The organism is Ideonella margarita, from assembly GCF_038066635.1.
In the GTDB taxonomy this organism is placed as follows: Bacteria; Pseudomonadota; Gammaproteobacteria; order Burkholderiales; family Burkholderiaceae_C; genus Ideonella; species Ideonella margarita.
The window spans coordinates 156,364-173,490 of the sequence record NZ_JBBUTI010000002.1 but is presented as its reverse complement, the minus strand read 5'-3'; the positions used below and the strand labels follow the sequence as shown (position 1 = coordinate 173,490).

The following is a 17,127-nucleotide window of genomic DNA, read 5'->3' as shown; positions in this document are numbered from 1 at the left end:
CAAGGAGTGCCCATGAAGCGCTGCATGCAATCCCTGCTGATCGCCGCGAGCCTGACGCTCACGGCGGGTGGCGTTCTGGCACAGGCGGCTCCGGCAGCCGCTGCGTCGGCGGCGCAAGGCGGTGCCCCTGCCGGCTTCGTGGCGCCAGCGCTTCCGAAGCCTGATGAATCTGCCGCCGAGCGCAACAAGAGCCAGCCAGGCAACAACGCGCCGTACTGGCGCGCGGTGCGTGAATCCGGCACCCAGGCGGGTTACAGCTCTTTGCCGGGCGCCGAGAAGGGCGTGCTGATCCAGTCCTTCGTGCAGTACCCGGGCTCCAGCCTGACGACGGCCGGTGAGGCGTGGCGCCAGGTTCGCAATCACTGGATCCTGCCGTATGGCGGTGCCCTGCTGTTCATCGTGGCGCTGGCCCTCGGCCTGTTCTACTGGCGCAAGGGCCCGCTCGGTGGCCATGGTGGCGCCGATACCGGCCGGCTGATCGAGCGCTTCACCCCGTTCGAGCGCGCTGCGCACTGGTCGAATGCTGGCGCTTTCACCGTGCTGGCGATTTCCGGCCTGGTGATGGCCTTTGGCAAGTTCACGCTGCTGCCGGTGATTGGCTCGACGCTGTTCAGCTGGTTGACCTACGCCCTGAAGACGGCCCACAACTTCGCTGGTCCGCTGTTCGCGGTGTCGCTGCTGGTGGTGTTTTTCACCTTCCTGCGTGACAACTGGCCTAGCCGTGAAGACCTGACCTGGCTGCTGCGCGCTGGCGGCCTGTTTGGTGATCACGAGGTGCCTTCGCACCGCTTCAACGGCGGTGAGAAGATCGTCTTCTGGGGTGGTGTGCTGGGTCTCGGTCTGGTGGTGGTGGCGTCGGGCCTGGTGCTCGACAAGGTCATCCCGGGTCTCGACTACCTGCGTGGCGACATGCAGATCGCGCACATGGTGCACGGCGTGGCAACGATCCTGATGATGGCGATGTTCGCCGGCCACATCTACATGGGCACGATCGGCATGAAGGGCGCGTACAGCGCCATGCGCACCGGCTATGTCGACGAAGCATGGGCCAAGGAACACCACGAGCTCTGGTACGACGACATCAAGGCCGGCAAGATCCCCGCACAACGTTCGACCGAAGCTGGCCCGGCGCCGGTGGGTCGTCCGGGCGTGCAAGCCTGACATTTTCTGGAGACATCCGATGCGTGCATTGACCCTCTGCGTGCTGGCCCTAGTGGCCGGCACCTGTGCCGCCAAACTGCCGGCCCCGAGCGACGAAGCCAAGGCGAAGGCCGCCGAGGCCGCCGCGAAGACCGCGCACGGCAACAAGGTGGCTGATTTCCAGCTGTGCAAGTCGCGTGAGCGCGTGGCCGACCAGTACCGTGCCCAGGCCAAGAAGGCAGGCAAGGAACTCGGCGCCACCGTCGACACCCCGGCCTGCGCTGACCCGGGTGCGTTTGTCTACACGCCGCCCGCGCCAGCTTCTGCGCCCGCCACGGCTGCAGCCCCTGCCGCACCGGCATCGGCTGCGAAGAAGGGCTGACCATGAGCGCCGCGGCCTCCGCTGCCAACCAGCCCACCGATGCCGTCACGGCGGTGGTGCCTGTGTTGCGGAGCGATGCGCCGCGGATGACGGCTGCCAGCGCGCCGATGCTGCGCGAGATCCAGATCCAGGACGAATACGGCCAACGCCGCAGTCTGCACATTCCTGCCGAGCGGCCTCTGACGGTGTTCGTGGACAAGCGCGAGCTCGTCACCCTGATGACCTTGGGCGCTGCGCCTGAAATGCTGGTGCTGGGCTACCTGCTCAACCAGCGGCTGGTGTCGTCGCTTGAAGACATTGAGTCCATCACCGTGGACTGGGACGTGCATGCCGCGGCCGTGAAGACCCGGCACGGCATCGATGATCTCGACAGCCGCACCGCCAAGCGGGTGGTGACCACCGGTTGCGGGCAAGGCACGGTGTTTGGGGATCTGATGCAGCAGGTGGACGCGGTGCATCTGCCCGCGGCAGACAACGCTCGCATCCGCCAGTCGACACTGGCGCGGATGCTGGACACCATGCGCCAGCAGGACAGCATCCACCGCAAGGCGGGTTCGGTCCACGGCTGCGCCTTGTTTGAAGGCGACCAGCTGCTGATGTTCGTGGAAGACGTGGGCCGCCACAACGCCATCGACACCATCGCCGGCTGGATGTGGCTGCACGGCGTGACCGGCGGCAACAAGACCTTCTACACCACGGGCCGGCTCACCAGCGAAATGGTGATGAAGGCTGCGCACATGGGCGTGCCCATCGTCGTCTCTCGCAACGGCGTGACGCAGATGGGCCATGACTTGGCCTCGAAGCTCGGCATGACGCTGTTCGGTCGTGCGGCGAACAAGCACTTCCTCTGCTACACCGGCTTTGACCGGTTCGACGCCGAGCCGTTGCCGCAACCGGCCGCGGTGCGGGTGGTCGCGGGCAGCGACACCTGACGAGCCCGGATCAGACCGACTCCGGCGGCTGCGTCAGCCCTGGGCTTGCGCGTCGATTTCTGCAAACACCTCGCGCGCCACGCGGAAGCTGTCCATCGCGGCCGGTGCGCCGCAGTAGATGGCGGCTTGCAGAAACACTTCCTTGATCTCGTCGCGCGTGACGCCGTTGTTCAGCGCGCCGCGCAGGTGCAGCTTCAACTCATGCGGGCGGTTGAGGGCCGTGAGCATCGACAGCACCAGCAGGCTCCGGTCGCGCCGGGCCAGCCCCGGGCGGTTCCAGACATCACCCCACGCGTACTGCGTCACCATCTCCTGCAAGGGCAGGCTGAAGGCATCGGCGTTGCGGATGGCGTTGTCGACATAGTCGCTGCCAAGCACCTCGCGGCGCGTTTGCAGCCCCTTGTTGAACAGGTCGTCGTTCATCAGGTGTTCCTCAGCGCAGGAAGAGCTTGTAGACCGGGTTCTCGGTTTCGTCGACGCAGGGGTAAGCCAAGCCATCGATGAAAGCCTTGAGGGCCTTCTTGTCGCCCTTTGGCACCTGGATGCCGACCAGGATGCGGCCGTAATCGGCACCCTGGTTGCGGTAGTGAAAGAGGCTGATGTTCCAGTCCGGGTGCATGGCCGACAGGAAACGCATCAGCGCCCCTGGCCGTTCGGGGAACTGGAAGCGGAACAGGCGCTCGTCGCTGGCCAGCTCGCTGCGGCCGCCCACCATGTGCCGCACGTGTTCCTTCGCCAACTCATCGTCGGTGAGGTTGACCGTGGCGAAGCCATGCTTGCTGAAGCTGCGGGCGACCTTGTCGGCCTCGTCGCGCTTGCTGATGGAAATACCCACGAACACATGCGCCACATTGGCGTGCGAGATGCGGTAGTTGAACTCGGTGACGCTGCGCGTGCCCAGCAGTTCGCAGAAGCGCTTGAAGCTGCCGCGCTCTTCGGGGATGGTCACCGCGAACAGCGCTTCGCGCTGCTCACCGAACTCGGCGCGCTCGGCCACGAAACGCAGCCGGTCGAAGTTCATGTTCGCGCCGCAGGTCACGGCCACGAAGGTGCTGCCCTTGAGCTTGTGCTCGGCCGCGTACTGCTTGATGGCAGCCACGCCCATCGCCCCCGATGGCTCGACGATGCTGCGGGTGTCCTGGAACACATCCTTGATGGCGGCGCAGACTGCGTCGGTGTCGACCACCACGTAGTCGTCGACCAGCTCACGCGCCAGGCGGAAAGTTTCTTCGCCGACCAGCTTCACGGCGGTGCCGTCGGCGAACAGGCCCACATCGGGCAGCGTCACGCGCTTGCCCGCCTTGACCGACTGCAGCATGGCGTCGGAATCAACCATCTGCACGCCGATGATCTTGATCTCCGGACGCACGGCCTTGATGTAGGCGGCGACGCCGGAAATCAGGCCGCCACCGCCAATCGCGCAGAACACGGCGTCGATCGGCCCCTGGTGCTGGCGCAGGATTTCCATCGCGATCGTGCCCTGGCCGGCGATCACATCCGGATCATCAAACGGGTGCACGAAGGTCAGGTTCTGGGCCTTTTCCAGCTCCACGGCATGGCCGTAGGCGTCGGAGAAGCTTTCACCGAACAACACCACTTCGCCGCCGAGAGCGATCACGGCGTCGATCTTGACCTTGGGCGTGGTCACCGGCATCACGATGACAGCGCGGCAGCCCAGCTTGCGCGCACCCAGCGCCACACCTTGGGCATGGTTGCCGGCAGACGCGCAAATGACGCCGCGCTTGAGCGCTTCCTGGCTCAGGTGCGCCATCTTGTTGTACGCGCCGCGCAGCTTGAAGCTGAACACGGGTTGCAGGTCTTCCCGCTTGAGCAGCACCTGGTTGCCGACTCGCTTGGACAGGATGCGCGCGTGGTCGAGCGGCGATTCCATCGCCACGTCGTACACCTTGGCATTCAGAATCTTGCGCAGGTAGTCAGCCGGGCTGGGCTTGGCCACCTCGCGCGAGGTGCTGGTTGTGCGTGGGTTGACGCGGGTCTTGCGTGCGGCGCCGGCCATGGCGGCTCTCCTGTGGTTTTGTACGGGCTGGAACAAGCAGCCATGCCTCATGAAATCGAGGTTTGCTGCGCTGCCGCATGATACCGGCTGCCCGTTTTGGCCAGAAAAAAGCCCGAAGTCTTGCGACTTCGGGCTGAATCCACCAATCGAGGAGGTGGAGGAGACAACTGGGTGCGTTGCGAGCTTTGGCTCGTGCAAAGCTGGGTGGGGCCTGAGAGGCGCCGAACCAGCCTATGCGTACAGCAACGTGATGGAGATCAGTGTAATCACTACCGTGTTGCACTGCAATATCCCTCGGACAGAGAACGTACGCCATCAGAGGATAATTGCGCAATTCCGGCTGAATGTATTGGCTGGCTCTCTGGCCTCGAGGGGCAAGGATTCGAGATGGATTGCACTGTTCGCTGGATCGCCGACGCCGGCATGGTGATGCAAGCAGAAACCGGCAGCGGCCACATCGTGACGATGGACGGCGCGCCGGAGGGCGGCGGGCGCAACCTGGCGCCGCGTCCGATGGAAATGTTGCTGGTGGGCGCCGGCGGCTGCACCGCCTATGACGTGGTGCTGATCCTCAAGCGCGGTCGCCAGGCCGTGACCGGCTGCGACGTGCAGATCAAGGCCGAGCGCGCAGAGACCGACCCGAAGGTCTTCACGAAGCTCAACATGCACTTCGTGGTGAGCGGACGGGGCCTGTCAGAGGCCGTGGTGGCACGCGCCGTCGCCCTGTCGCATGAGAAGTACTGCTCGGCGACCGCCATGCTGGGCCGTACCGCCGAGATCACCACCAGCATCGAGCTGCGCGACACCACGGCTGCCTGAATGAGCGGGCGGCGCCCGCCGCTCAGATGTGGTGGGCGATGCGCGTCATGACGCTGGCAGCGCCCTTCATCACGCTGCGCAACACCTGAGGCATGGCCGCAGCGCCTGCGGCTTCTGCCTGCTCCGCGTGGTGCGCTTCGTCAACCTTCATCTGCGCGACGATGGCGCGCGAGGTTTGATCAGCCGCAGGCAGACGGTCCAGGTGGCTGGCCAGATGCCGCTCGACCTGGCGCTCGGTTTCAACCATGAAGCCCAGGCTCCAGGCGTCACCTGCCTTGCCGGCCACCACGCCGATGGTAAAGGCGCCCGCATACCAGAGCGGGTTCAGCAGGCTGGGGCGATCGCCCAACTCCTTCAGCCGCTGCGCCGTCCAAGCCAGGTGATCGGTTTCCTCCCGTGAGGCTGCGCGCATCTGGTCACGCACCGAATCGGAGCGTGCGGTCAGCGCTTGCGCCTCATAAAGTGCCTGGGCGCACACCTCGCCCACGTGGTTCACGCGCATCAGAGCGCCTGAAAGCTTCCGCTCGTCCGCGCTGAGCGACTCGGGCTCGGTGGGCAAGCCTGGCACGCGACGTGCTGAGTGAGGTTGTGCATGAACGGTTCGCAGCGCGTTGTCTGCGGCGACGATCCATGCATCCAGAGGGTTATAGACACGCATGGCAGCAGGATAAGGCAACTTCAATCTCCGACACGGCTGTGCCAGTGGCTGCTGGCGGGCGGCACAGTGTCACCGTACCGTGACAACTCGTTGTAATGTGACAACAAGACAACAAGCTTGGGGTCGTTACGGTTTGCGTGGGCCGGGTGCGTCTGGTGCAATGGCGACAGCTTCCGATAAGGAGGTTGGCCTGATCAGCCCGGACCATCATCAAGGTGGCAGGGTACTCCCCCCGATCGGGACCTCTTGTTCCAACCTAGGAGATAGTTGCAATGAATAAATCTCTGCTCGCTCTCGCAGTGCTCGGCGCTTTCGCTGGTGCAGCCTCGGCTCAATCGTCTGTGACCATCTACGGCAAGATCGAACTGGCCGCTGGCAAGCCTACCGGCACCACCGACAAGCAAATCATGGACAACAACACCGGCAGCCGTATCGGCTTCCGTGGCGTTGAAGACCTGGGCGGTGGCATGCAAGCCCTGTTCGGTTTCGAGCACCGCCTGTCTCCTGACACCGGCACCTCGACCTCGACCAACTTCTGGAATGGCTACTCGACCGTTGGTCTGGCTGGCTCGTTCGGTCGCGTGAACCTGGGCCGTCAGTACGTCGCAGCCTTCACCCACATCCAGAACCAGATCGACCCGTTCTCGGGCGACACCCAAGCCGCTCTGCGTGACACCGGCATGCGTTTTGGTGGCATCACCAAGGTTCGCGTCGCTGACTCGATCCGCTACGACTTCAGCGCCAACGGCATCAACTTCGCAGCCAGCGTTGGCGAAGCTCCTGCCGGCAGCCCTGACCGTCCGATGTCGGTGGCCGTGAACTACTCGGCTGGTCCGATGTTCCTGGGCCTGGGCATTGAAAACCCGGAAGGCGCCAACGACAACGTGTGGAACATCGGTGGCCGTTACAACTTCGGCTTCGCCACCCTGTCGGCCGGCTACGGCAAGGGCTCGAACAACGCCAATGTGGATGCCAAGGGATTCCTGCTGGGCGCCGTGGTGCCTTTCGGCGCGACCGACTTCAAGATCGGCTACGCTGAAAACAAGCTGGACAACACCAGCCTGAAGACCAAGCGTGCTTCCATTGGTGCTGACTACAACCTGTCGAAGCGCACCAAGCTGTTCGCCAACTACTCCAAGGTTGGCGGCGGCGTGCCGGTCGGCCCGAAGAGCGGCTACAGCGCTGGTATCAACCACAGCTTCTGATCCACCACCTGCCTCCGGGCAGGTCTGGCAGAAACCAAAAGCCACCTTCGGGTGGCTTTTTCATTGGTGAAACGTCTGTAGTCCCCCGTTCACTTGTACCGTGTCGCCATGAATTTGCCTGAGCCCACGTCCCGCTTGCACCAGCCGACCCGCCGCGCCCTGCTGGTCGCCGGCGTTGCCGCGCTGTCAGGGTGCGCCTCAACAACGTCGCTGCTGCAGGCCGATGCTGCTGCAGGCGCCAGCCAGACCGGCGCCTGGCAGGCCGTGACCTTCCCGGGCAAGGCGTTGACGACCTACCGACGTGACGTGAAGGACGGTGTGCCTGCCTGGCGGGCTGAAGCCCATCAGTCAGCCAGCATGTGGCGGCACCGTGTGAGTCTCGAACCCGGCCAATTCGATGTCGTGCGCTTTTCGTGGTGGGTGGATCGGCTCGTCCCGGGTGCAGCGTTGGACGAAGCGGGCCGAACCGATTCCCCGGCGCGGCTCGTCTTCGCATTTGCCGGCGACGATGCCCGCTTGTCGATGCGCAACCGCATGCTGTTCGACCTCGCGGAGTCGCTGGGACAAGAGCGCCCCCCGTATGCCACGCTCGTCTATGCCTGGAGCAATGATCTGCCCGTGGGCACGGCGGTGGTTCATCCACGCAGTGATCGCGTCCGCAAGATCGTGATCGAATCGGGCGATGCGCACTTGCGTAGCTGGCGGCAGCATGAGCGTCGCCTGTCAGATGATTTCCAGCAGCTTTTTGGGGAGGCGCCCGGGCCTTTGGTGGGCGTCGCACTCATGACGGATTCCGACAACCTCGAGGCCTCTGCGCTGACCTGGTACGGACCGGTTGAGGTGCCAGGGCAGGCGGGGAGCCAAGGTCTCTCGATTTTCTGAGCGCGCGTGCCACCGGCCTCGCCCGGGCTCATCCAGCAGACAGGCGCAAAGCCCGGCGCAAATCCCGGCGCAAAGAGCGCATAACGATCCGCGCACGGCCTCGCTTATGCTGATGTCGCACGGGCACACACCTTGCGACACTCACACGACTCATGCTTGCATTCATCATCCGCCGATTGGGACAGGCTGTCCTCGTGTTGCTCACGGTGGCCTTCCTGGCCTTCATGCTGTTCCAGTACGTGGGTGATCCGGTCACCAACCTGCTGGGCCAGGACGCCACGCCCGAGCAGCGCACCCAACTGCGTGCCGATCTCGGGCTCGACCAAACCTTTCCGGTGCAGTTCGCGAACTTTGTCGGCCGCGCGGTGCAGGGTGAATTTGGTCTGAGCTTGCGTCAGGGCCGCAAGGTATCCACGCTGATCGGTGAACGGTTTCCTGCCACGCTGGAACTGGCATTGACGGCCGCGCTGTTGTCGCTGCTGCTCGGCTTGCCGCTGGGCGTGTATGCCGCGCTGCGCCGTGGCCATGCGGATGCCCAGTTGCTAATGACAGCGTCCTTGCTGGGCGTGTCGCTGCCTACCTTCCTGATCGGCATCCTGTTCATCTTCGTGTTCTCGGCGCACCTGGCCTGGCTGCCCGGGTTTGGCCGCGGGGAAACGGTGGCCTGGGGTTCCTGGTGGCAGACCGGCTGGTTCACGCTGGACGGCTGGAAGCATCTGCTGATGCCGTCCGTCACGCTGGCGATCTATCAGATCACCTTGCTGATGCGGCTGGTGCGCGCCGAGATGCTGGAAGTGCTGCGCACCGATTACATCAAGTTCGCCCGGGCGCGCGGCTTGAGCAACCGGGCCGTGCACTTCGGCCACGCGCTCAAGAACACACTGGTGCCCGTGATCACCATCACCGCGCTGCAACTGGGTGGCTTGATCGCCTTCTCGATCATCACTGAAACCGTGTTCCAGTGGCCCGGCATGGGCCTGCTGTTCGTGCAGGCCGTGCAGTTCGCTGACATTCCCGTGATGGCGGCTTACCTGTGCCTGATCGCACTGATCTTCGTGGCCGTGAACCTGGCCGCTGACCTGCTCTACGTCGTTGTCGACCCCCGCTTGCGGGTTGAGCGCTCCACGGCCGGCCATTGACCGGTGGCCCGAACTCACAAGCCTGCGATGACCACTTCCACTTCCCCACAACCCCGCCCGGCGGGCTGGCTGGCGCGATGGCGCGCCAGCGATGTCTGGTACAGCTTCTGCCAGTCACGCACCGCCATGGCGGCCGCCCTGGTGGCGCTGGTCTGCCTGCTCGGCGCCTTTCTGGCGCCCTGGCTGGCGCCGCACAACCCGTACGATTTGTCTCAGCTGGAGTTGATGGACGCGCGGCTGCCGCCGGCCTGGGTGCCTGAGGGCAGCGCCAAGTTCGTGCTCGGCACCGACGATCAGGGCCGAGACATCCTTTCCGCGCTGATGTACGGCGCGCGCATCTCGCTGCTCGTGAGCATCGCCTCGGTGCTGCTGTCGATGCTGGTGGGCGTCGGCCTGGGCCTGCTCTCCGGCTTCGTGGGTGGCCGCGTCGATGCGCTGATCATGCGGGTCTGCGATGTGATGCTCTCGTTCCCGGCGATTCTGGTGGCCTTGCTGATCGACGGCGTCGGTCGCGCCTTGTTCCCCAACGCGCACGACACGCTGGCGTTTGCCGTGCTCATCCTTTCCATTTCCTTGACCGGCTGGGTGCAATACGCCCGCACGGTGAGGGGCTCGACGCTGGTAGAGCGGCGCAAGGAATATGTGCAGGCGGCGCAGGTCATTGGCGTGAAGCCCTGGCGCATCATGCTCCGCCATGTGCTGCCCAACGTGCTGGGCCCGGTGATGGTGATCGCCACCATCCAGGTCGCCCTGGCCATCCAGACCGAAGCGGCCCTGTCTTACCTGGGCGTCGGGGTGCCACCCACCAGCCCGTCCCTGGGCACGTTGATCCGCATCGGCCAGGAATACCTGTTTGCCGGCGAATGGTGGATCACCCTGTTTCCCGGCGTGATGCTGGTGATGATCGCCTTGTCCGTGAATTTGCTGGGGGACTGGCTGCGCGATGCGCTCAATCCCCGACTGAGGTAAGCCGCATGGCCGCGTTGCTTGAAGTTGACCGCCTGCGGGTGGAGTTCCCCACGCGCCACGGCAAGTTGCTGGCGCTGGACGACGTGAGTTTCCACATCGAGGCCGGTGAAATCCTCGGCGTTGTCGGTGAGTCGGGGGCCGGCAAGTCGCTCACGGGCGCCGCCATCATCGGCTTGCTGGAGCCACCCGGCCGTGTGGCCGGCGGTGAAATCCGGCTGGAAGGTGAGCGCATCGACAACCTCACAGAGGCCCAATGGCGGCACGTGCGCGGCCGGCGCATCGGCGCCATCTTCCAGGATCCGCTGACCTCCCTCAACCCGCTCTACACCGTGGGCCAGCAACTGGTCGAGACCATCGTGACCCACCTGCCGCTGAGTGCCGCCGAGGCGCGCGTTCGGGCGGTGGACCTGCTGCGCAAGACCGGCATTCCGGCGCCTGAAGCGCGGGTTGATCAATACCCGCACCAGTTTTCTGGCGGCATGCGCCAGCGGGTCGTCATTGCGCTGGCGCTGGCGGCTGAGCCGCGGCTGATCGTGGCAGATGAGCCGACGACGGCACTGGACGTGTCCATCCAGGCGCAGATCATTGCCTTGCTGCGGCAGTTGGCCAAGGAGCAGGGCACTGCGGTGATGCTGGTGACCCACGACATGGGCGTGATTGCTGAAACCTGTGACCGGGTGGCGGTGATGTACGCCGGGCGAGTGGTGGAAATCGGCCCTGTACAGCAGGTGCTGCATGCCCCGGCCCACCCCTACACGCAGGGCTTGATGGGGGCGATTCCGGTGATGGGGGAGTCTCGGGATCGCCTGCTGCAGATCGACGGCAGCATGCCGCGCCTGAATGCGATGCCTGAAGGCTGCGCCTTTCACCCGCGCTGCGACCGTGCTACCGAGCATTGCCGGCAAGCGCGGCCGACGCTGCTCCGTGCGGGGCCTACATCGGCCGCTTGCTGGTTGCTGCGCGACGCTCAAGCGGAGGTGGCGGCATGAGCGCGCTGGTGGAGGTGAAAGGCCTGGCCAAAGTGTTCGACGTGTCGGCGCCGTGGCTGAACCGGGTGATTGAGCGCCAGCCCCGGCAGTTTGTCCATGCGGTGGACAACGTCAGTTTCAGCATCCAGCGCGGCAAGACGTTCGCGCTGGTGGGTGAATCAGGCTGCGGCAAAAGCACGGTCGCGCGTTTGCTCGTGGGCCTGCATGAGGCCACGCGCGGCCAGGTCTTGTTCGACCAGGTCGAGCTGACCGGCGCGCTGAAGGGGCCGCAAGGCACGGCGCTCCGGCAACGCATGCAGATGATCTTCCAGGACCCGTACGCCAGCTTGAACCCGCGCTGGCGCGTGTCTGACATCGTGGCTGAGCCACTGCGGGAGCATCGCATCCTCACCGATGACACCGAGGTGAATGACCGGGTGGCGCAGCTGCTCCAGGGCGTGGGCCTGTCGGCGTCGGATGCTGCCCGCTTTCCGCACCAGTTCTCGGGTGGGCAGCGGCAGCGAATCTCCATCGCGCGTGCCTTGGCCAGCCAGCCCGAGTTTCTGGTGTGTGACGAGCCGACGTCCGCGCTCGATGTGTCGGTGCAGGCGCAGGTGCTGAACCTGATGAAGGACCTGCAGCAAGAGCGCGGGCTGACCTATCTGTTCATATCGCACAACCTGGCCGTAGTGCAGCACGTGGCCGACGACGTTGGCGTGATGTACCTGGGCCGCCTGGTCGAGGTGGCGCCGAAACGCACGGTCTTCAGTGCGCCGCGCCACCCGTACACGCAGATGCTGCTGGACGCCATTCCGGATGTACGGATGACAGGGCGGCAGCGCAGCCCGGTGATTGGCGAAGTGCCCAATCCGATGAATCCACCAACCGGTTGCGCTTTTCATCCGCGCTGCCCGCACGCTCGCGCGGTGTGCAAAGCGGAGCGGCCGGAGCTGGTGGTGGATGGTGACAGCCAGGTGGCCTGCCACGCGGTGCAGCAGGGGTGGCTGTAAGGTCAGGCGCGCGGGCCTGACAGGATTTCAGCGAGCGAGTGCGCTGGCGGCCGGCGTGCCGCTGGCCGCTTGCTGGGCCGGCTTCGGCAGCACCAGCGGGCCACGCTGGCCGCAGGCGGTGAGCATCAGCATGACTGCCACCGCACACATCACGCTGCGCCCGCTGAGTGCACGGCTTAGAGCCGGGCAGGGGTGTTGCGAGGAGGGTTGGAGACTCGCCACTACACTGGGCGCCATTGAACTTTTCATGCCCGGATCTTACCCACCATGAGCGCCCATATCCTGTCTGATGCCGAGTACCACCGCGCCACCGCAGCCATCCTGGCAGCAGTCGAAAGCCATGTGGACCGCTGGCTCGACGACGACGTGATCGACATCGATACCCACCGCAACGGCGGGGTGCTGGAGATGACGTTTCCGAACGGCAGCAAGATCATCCTGAACACCCAGGCGCCGCTGCATGAGTTGTGGATGGCGGCGCGCGCCGGTGGCCACCACTACCGTTTCCTGGATGGACAGTGGGTGGACACGCGCGACGGCAGCGAGTTCTTCGCCAGCCTGTCGAAGCAGGCCACGGCCCAGGCCGGACAAGCGCTGGTGTTTGCCTCCGCCGCTTGAGGTGCGGCGGGCGAGCTGTCGGGCCTGCCCCGGCTCGACCCGCCCGCGGTTCCTCAGCGGAACAGGTCGAGGATGCCCTTCTTTTCCTCGTCGCTCGGCCGGCCCGGTGAGCGCTCCTCGGCCCCCAGCGAGCCTACGCCCTGGCCTTGGCTGAATTCGGTATAGAACCACTCGCCACCCACATTCACGACGCCCTCCGGTGGCACCATCTCGGCCACCGGCACACCCTTCAGGGCGTGCTGCATGAACTCGATCCACACGGGCAGCGACAGCCCGCCGCCGGTTTCCCGGTCGCCGAGCTTGCGCGGGTTGTCATAGCCGATCCACACCACCGCCGCCAGGCTCGGGTGATAGCCGCCGAACCAGGCGTCCATCGAATCATTGGTCGTGCCGGTCTTGCCGTAGACGTCAGGCCGCTTCAGGGTGGCCTGTGCGCGTGCCGCGGTGCCGGACCGGGTCACTTCCTGCAGCAGGCTGCTCATCACGAAGGCATTGCGCGCCTCCACCACCCGCAGCGATTCATCTGGCGCCTGCATGGCTGTTTCATGCAGCACCTTGCCGCGTGTGTCGGTGATGCGGGCGATCAGCACTGGGTTGACTCGGTAGCCACCATTGGCGAACACGCTGTAGGCGGTGGCCATCTGCATCGGTGTGACCGAGCCGGCGCCGAGCGCCATGGTGAGGTAAGGGTCGTGCTTCTCGCGCTCGAAACCGAAACGGGTGATCCAGTCCCGGGCGTAAGGCACGCCGATGGATTGCAGGATGCGGATCGACACCATGTTCTTGGACTTCGCCAGGGCGCGTCGCAAGGGCATCGGACCGTCAAAGGTGCCGTCGTAGTTCTTGGGCTCCCAGGGCTGGCTGCCGGTGCTGCCCGCATCGAAGAACAAGGGCGCGTCGTTCACCACGGTGGCGGGCGTGAAGCCCTTTTCCAGTGCCGCCGAGTAGATGAAGGGCTTGAAGCTGGAGCCCGGCTGACGCCAGGCCTGGGTCACGTGGTTGAACTTGTTCTTGCCAAAATCAAAGCCGCCTACCAGGGCCCGGATGGCACCGGTTTGTGGCTCCATGGCCACGAACGCGCCTTCCACTTCGGGCTGCTGGGTGATGAACCAGGCGTCTTTTGCGCCCTTGATCACCCGGACGATGGCGCCGCGGCGCACCTGCACCTTGGGGTCGGCCTTGTCAGACAAACCTGACGTGGCGGGGCGCAGGCCCTCACCCGTCAGCGTCACCGACTCGCCGGATTGCAGGGCCACCACCACCTTCTTCGGCGAGGCTTCCAGCACCACGGCAGCCTTCAGCTCGTCGTTGTCGGGATGGTCTGCCAGTGCTTCGGCGATGCGGGTGTCCAGGGCCTTGGGGTCGGCGGGCAGATCGACATAGGCTTCCGGGCCGCGGTAGACCTGCCGCTTCTCGTAGTCCATCAAACCCTTGCGCAGGGCGCGGTAGGCGGCCATCTGGTCGCCCGCCTTGACCGTCAAGGTGACGTTCAAGCCCCGGGTGTAGGTGTCCGCGCCGTATTGGCTGAACACCAGTTGTCGCGCTGCTTCCGCCACGTATTCGGCATGCACGGGCATCTCGTTGGACGCCCGGTACTTCAGCACCTCTGCCTTGGCCTGCTTGTGCTGCTCTTCGGTGATGAAGCCGTTGTCCAGCATCCGGTCGATGATGTATTGCTGCCGCAGCGTGGCGCGCCTGGGGTTGGCAATCGGGTTGTAAGCCGATGGCGCCTTGGGCAGGCCGGCCAGCATCGCGGCTTCGGCCACAGAGATGTCCTTCAGCGGCTTGCCGAAATAAATCTCGCTGGCAGCTGCAAAACCATGGGCCCGCTGACCCAGATAAATCTGGTTCATGTAGACCTCCAGGATCTGGTCCTTGGTCAGCTGGCTTTCGATCTTCAACGCCAGCAGCACTTCGTAAAGTTTGCGGGTGAGCGTCTTTTCTGCAGACAGGTAAAAGTTTCTGGCCACCTGCATCGTGATCGTCGATGCGCCCTGGCTGCCCATCGAGCCAAATTGCGCCACCCCGGCGCGAATCACCCCGAGATAGTCGACGCCACTGTGCTGATAGAACCGGGCGTCCTCGATCGCGAGAACAGCCTCTTTCATCACCTTGGGAATCTCCGTCACGGGGGTGAACTGGCGGTGTTCGTCGCCGTATTCCCCCAGCAACTGGCCGTCAGCCGAGTAAATCCGCATCGGCAACTTGGGCCGGTAATCGGTGATCGAGTCCAGCTCCGGCAGGGCTGGGTAGGCCACAGCCAGGGCAATGCCGCCGCAGATGACGCCCGCAAAAATCAGCGCCAGGCCCGTGCCGAGCAGGCCGAGCAGCACCTTGCCCAGCCAGCGCCCGAAGCCGTTTGAGACGCTGTTGCCCGGTTTGGCAGGGGCGGTGTGTTGGTTGGTGTCTTGGTCGCTCATGAGGATCCCATTGGGGCAGCCGGATTATAGGAACCGGCGCCATGGCACGCGGCTTGCAGAAGACTTTGACTTCACGACAGGTGCAACGCACGGGCAAACCCTGATGGGTTGGGCAGCAAATGCTTACGAATGTCGTCGGGCGAGAGCAACGTGCCCCGAGTTCATACGGTCCTTAATCCTTTGTTGCTCAAGAGTCTTGCTGCTAGCATTGAAGTGCTTTGTTAACTTCGCGTCGCTCGCGGCGCAGCGGGAGCCTTGTCTCGTGGGATTTCTAGATCGCCTTCTCGGCCAGAAACATCCCCAGATGATCGGTCTGGATATCAGTTCATCCAGCGTCAAGCTGGTGGAGCTGAGCCAATCAACGTCCGGGGAATTGGTGCTGGAGCGTCTTGCCAGCGAGCCTTTTGAAAAGGGCTGGATCGTCGACGGCCAGATCGAAAAATTCGATGAGGTCGCCGATGCCGTGCGCCGCGTGGTCAGCCGGAGCGGCACCAAGACGCGCCAGGTCGTGATGGCCATGCCGCAATCGGCTGTCATCACCAAGCGCATCGTGCTGCCTGCGGGCCTTCGTGAAGACGAGATGGAGCTTCAGGTTGAGTCCGAGGCCCACCAGTACATTCCGTTCTCGCTGGACGAAGTCAGCCTGGATTTCTGCGTCATCGGCCCTAACGCCACGTCTGTCGGTGATGTTGACGTGTTGATCGCGGCTTCCCGCAAGGACCGTGTGCAAGACCGCCAAGGCCTGGCGGAAGCCGCCGGCCTGACGCCTGTGGTGCTCGACATCGAATCACATGCGTCGCGCCTGGCAATGGGGCGTCTGATCCAGGCCCTGCCTGACCGCGGCAAGGACGCGCTGGTGGCCCTGTTCGAGATCGGCGCTGACACCACGAGCCTGAAGGTGCTGCGCGAAGACGAAATGCTGTACGACCGAGACCAATCGTTCGGCGGCTCGCAGTTGACCCAGCTGATTTCACGTCAGTACGGTTTTTCGTACGAAGAAGCCGAGCAGAAGAAGCTGGCTGGCGATCTGCCCGAGGACTACGAGTCGTCGCTGCTGACGCCGTTCGTCGACAGCCTGGCCCATGAAATCGGACGGGCGCTTCAGTACTTCTTCACCAGCACGCCGCACCACAAGGTGCACTACGTGATGCTGGCGGGCGGCACGGCGTCGATGCCTGGCCTGCGTGAACGCGTCAAGGATGTCACCGGGTTTTCGTCCAAGGTGGTCAACCCGTTCGAGACCATGAAGATCGCATCCTCGGTGCGTGAAGCGAAGCTGCGTCGCGAGGCGCCTTCTTACCTGACCGCGTGCGGGCTGGCCATGCGGAGGTTTGTGCAGTGATTCTGATCAACCTGTTGCCTCACCGTGAGGCGCGCCGACAGGAACGCAAGCGTGCGTTCTTCTCGGCTTTGGGATTGGCGTCCCTGGTGGGCGTGGGCCTGGTGGTGCTGTGGTTTGGCGTGTTGCAACAGATGATCTCTGTGCAGCAGGGCCGCAACCGCTACCTGACCGAGGCCATCAAGGAACTTGAAGAGCGCATCAAGGACATTGCCAACCTCAAGGATGAAATTGAAGCCTTGAAGGCGCGCCAGAAGGCCGTGGAAGACTTGCAGGCCGACCGCAATGTGCCGGTCTACCTGCTGGACGAACTCGTCAAGCAGACGCCGGAAGGCGTGTACCTGACCAACATCCGCCAGGTCGGCAGCGTGGTGACGTTCCAGGGTCTGGCCCAGTCGCAGGAGCGGGTCTCTGAATTCATTCGAAACGCGGCTTACAACTCTCAGTGGCTGGAGAAGCCTGAATTGGTCGAAATCAAGGCTACCAACGTGACTGTTGGCAAGGCCCAGCGAAAGCTGTTTGATTTCTCCATGAAGGTCAGCCTGAAGCGGCCGCAAGCCCCGGCGGGTGCCGCCAGTGGTGCAGTGGCCCGCCCCCCGGCAGCTTCTGCCCCGCAGGCGTCGTGAGGT

General features: G+C 64.4%; 18 protein-coding genes. 13 read left to right on the top strand and 5 right to left on the bottom strand.

Translation table 11 applies throughout. From position 1 onward, the window contains the following. The first annotated feature begins 12 nt into the window (after nt 1-12). From AACH00_RS03775 to AACH00_RS03765, 3 genes are all read left to right on the top strand, one after another. Nucleotides 13-1,161, top strand: a complete 1,149-nt coding sequence (locus AACH00_RS03775; RefSeq protein ID WP_341397643.1) for a formate dehydrogenase subunit gamma — start codon at nt 13-15, stop codon at nt 1,159-1,161. Nucleotides 1,162-1,180: 19 nt separating this feature from the next. Beyond that, nucleotides 1,181-1,522 (top strand): hypothetical protein, encoded by a 342-nt coding sequence (locus AACH00_RS03770; protein ID WP_341397642.1) that lies wholly within the window; start codon nt 1,181-1,183, stop codon nt 1,520-1,522. An 86-nt stretch (nt 1,523-1,608) separates the two neighbouring features. After that, entirely contained in the window at nt 1,609-2,454 is an 846-nt protein-coding gene (locus AACH00_RS03765; RefSeq protein ID WP_341397846.1) for a formate dehydrogenase accessory sulfurtransferase FdhD, read from the top strand. Between the two features lie 33 nt (nt 2,455-2,487). Here AACH00_RS03765 and pcaC read toward each other — a convergent pair whose 3' ends face one another. Next, nucleotides 2,488-2,877, bottom strand: a complete 390-nt coding sequence (pcaC, locus tag AACH00_RS03760) for a 4-carboxymuconolactone decarboxylase (RefSeq protein ID WP_341397640.1) — start codon at nt 2,875-2,877, stop codon at nt 2,488-2,490. 10 nt (nt 2,878-2,887) lie between these two features. Next, complete coding sequence (gene ilvA, locus AACH00_RS03755; protein ID WP_341397639.1) at nt 2,888-4,471, bottom strand: threonine ammonia-lyase, biosynthetic; 1,584 nt, start codon at nt 4,469-4,471, stop codon at nt 2,888-2,890. Nucleotides 4,472-4,858: 387 nt separating this feature from the next. Between ilvA and AACH00_RS03750 the strand changes: the two genes are divergently transcribed. Further along, nucleotides 4,859-5,290 (top strand): OsmC family protein, encoded by a 432-nt coding sequence (locus AACH00_RS03750; RefSeq protein ID WP_341397637.1) that lies wholly within the window; start codon nt 4,859-4,861, stop codon nt 5,288-5,290. A 22-nt stretch (nt 5,291-5,312) separates the two neighbouring features. Here the strand turns inward: AACH00_RS03750 and coq7 are convergent, their stop codons facing one another. Beyond that, nucleotides 5,313-5,948, bottom strand: coding sequence for a 2-polyprenyl-3-methyl-6-methoxy-1,4-benzoquinone monooxygenase (gene coq7 / locus AACH00_RS03745; RefSeq protein WP_341397636.1), 636 nt, complete (start codon nt 5,946-5,948; stop codon nt 5,313-5,315). A gap of 272 nt (nt 5,949-6,220) precedes the next feature. On the opposite strand from coq7, the gene AACH00_RS03740 reads away from it, so the two are divergent. The 6 genes from AACH00_RS03740 to AACH00_RS03715 all read left to right on the top strand — a co-directional run bounded on the left by AACH00_RS03740 (nt 6,221) and on the right by AACH00_RS03715 (nt 12,121). Next, nucleotides 6,221-7,153, top strand: coding sequence for a porin (locus tag AACH00_RS03740; protein WP_341397635.1), 933 nt, complete (start codon nt 6,221-6,223; stop codon nt 7,151-7,153). A 108-nt stretch (nt 7,154-7,261) separates the two neighbouring features. Next, the gene (locus AACH00_RS03735; RefSeq protein ID WP_341397634.1) at nt 7,262-8,035 is read left to right on the top strand and encodes a DUF3047 domain-containing protein; all 774 of its coding nucleotides are present in this window, start codon (nt 7,262-7,264) and stop codon (nt 8,033-8,035) included. A gap of 152 nt (nt 8,036-8,187) precedes the next feature. Then, on the top strand, nt 8,188-9,174 hold the full coding sequence (locus AACH00_RS03730; protein WP_341397632.1) for an ABC transporter permease: 987 nt from the start codon (nt 8,188-8,190) through the stop codon (nt 9,172-9,174). A 27-nt stretch (nt 9,175-9,201) separates the two neighbouring features. Further along, nucleotides 9,202-10,143 (top strand): ABC transporter permease, encoded by a 942-nt coding sequence (locus AACH00_RS03725; protein ID WP_341397630.1) that lies wholly within the window; start codon nt 9,202-9,204, stop codon nt 10,141-10,143. Nucleotides 10,144-10,148: 5 nt separating this feature from the next. After that, nucleotides 10,149-11,132, top strand: coding sequence for an ABC transporter ATP-binding protein (locus AACH00_RS03720; protein ID WP_341397628.1), 984 nt, complete (start codon nt 10,149-10,151; stop codon nt 11,130-11,132). Then, on the top strand, nt 11,129-12,121 hold the full coding sequence (locus AACH00_RS03715; RefSeq protein ID WP_341397627.1) for an ABC transporter ATP-binding protein: 993 nt from the start codon (nt 11,129-11,131) through the stop codon (nt 12,119-12,121). Before AACH00_RS03720 ends, AACH00_RS03715 begins: the two co-directional genes overlap by 4 nt. Before the next feature lie 27 nt (nt 12,122-12,148). Here the strand turns inward: AACH00_RS03715 and lptM are convergent, their stop codons facing one another. Then, nucleotides 12,149-12,271, bottom strand: coding sequence for an LPS translocon maturation chaperone LptM (gene lptM, locus AACH00_RS03710; protein ID WP_341397626.1), 123 nt, complete (start codon nt 12,269-12,271; stop codon nt 12,149-12,151). Nucleotides 12,272-12,403: 132 nt separating this feature from the next. Between lptM and cyaY the strand changes: the two genes are divergently transcribed. After that, a complete protein-coding gene (gene cyaY, locus AACH00_RS03705; protein ID WP_423221892.1) occupies nt 12,404-12,739 on the top strand; it encodes an iron donor protein CyaY in 336 nt (111 codons plus the stop codon). A gap of 53 nt (nt 12,740-12,792) precedes the next feature. On the opposite strand, the gene AACH00_RS03700 is transcribed toward cyaY, so the two are convergent. Continuing rightward, nucleotides 12,793-15,159, bottom strand: coding sequence for a penicillin-binding protein 1A (locus AACH00_RS03700; protein ID WP_341397624.1), 2,367 nt, complete (start codon nt 15,157-15,159; stop codon nt 12,793-12,795). Between the two features lie 304 nt (nt 15,160-15,463). Here AACH00_RS03700 and AACH00_RS03695 point away from each other — a divergent pair, with 304 nt between their 5' ends. After that, nucleotides 15,464-16,501, top strand: a complete 1,038-nt coding sequence (locus AACH00_RS03695) for a pilus assembly protein PilM (protein ID WP_341397623.1) — start codon at nt 15,464-15,466, stop codon at nt 16,499-16,501. Beyond that, nucleotides 16,498-17,124 (top strand): PilN domain-containing protein, encoded by a 627-nt coding sequence (locus AACH00_RS03690; protein ID WP_341397622.1) that lies wholly within the window; start codon nt 16,498-16,500, stop codon nt 17,122-17,124. The genes AACH00_RS03695 and AACH00_RS03690 overlap by 4 nt, the downstream gene beginning before the upstream one ends. Nucleotides 17,125-17,127: the final 3 nt, after the last annotated feature.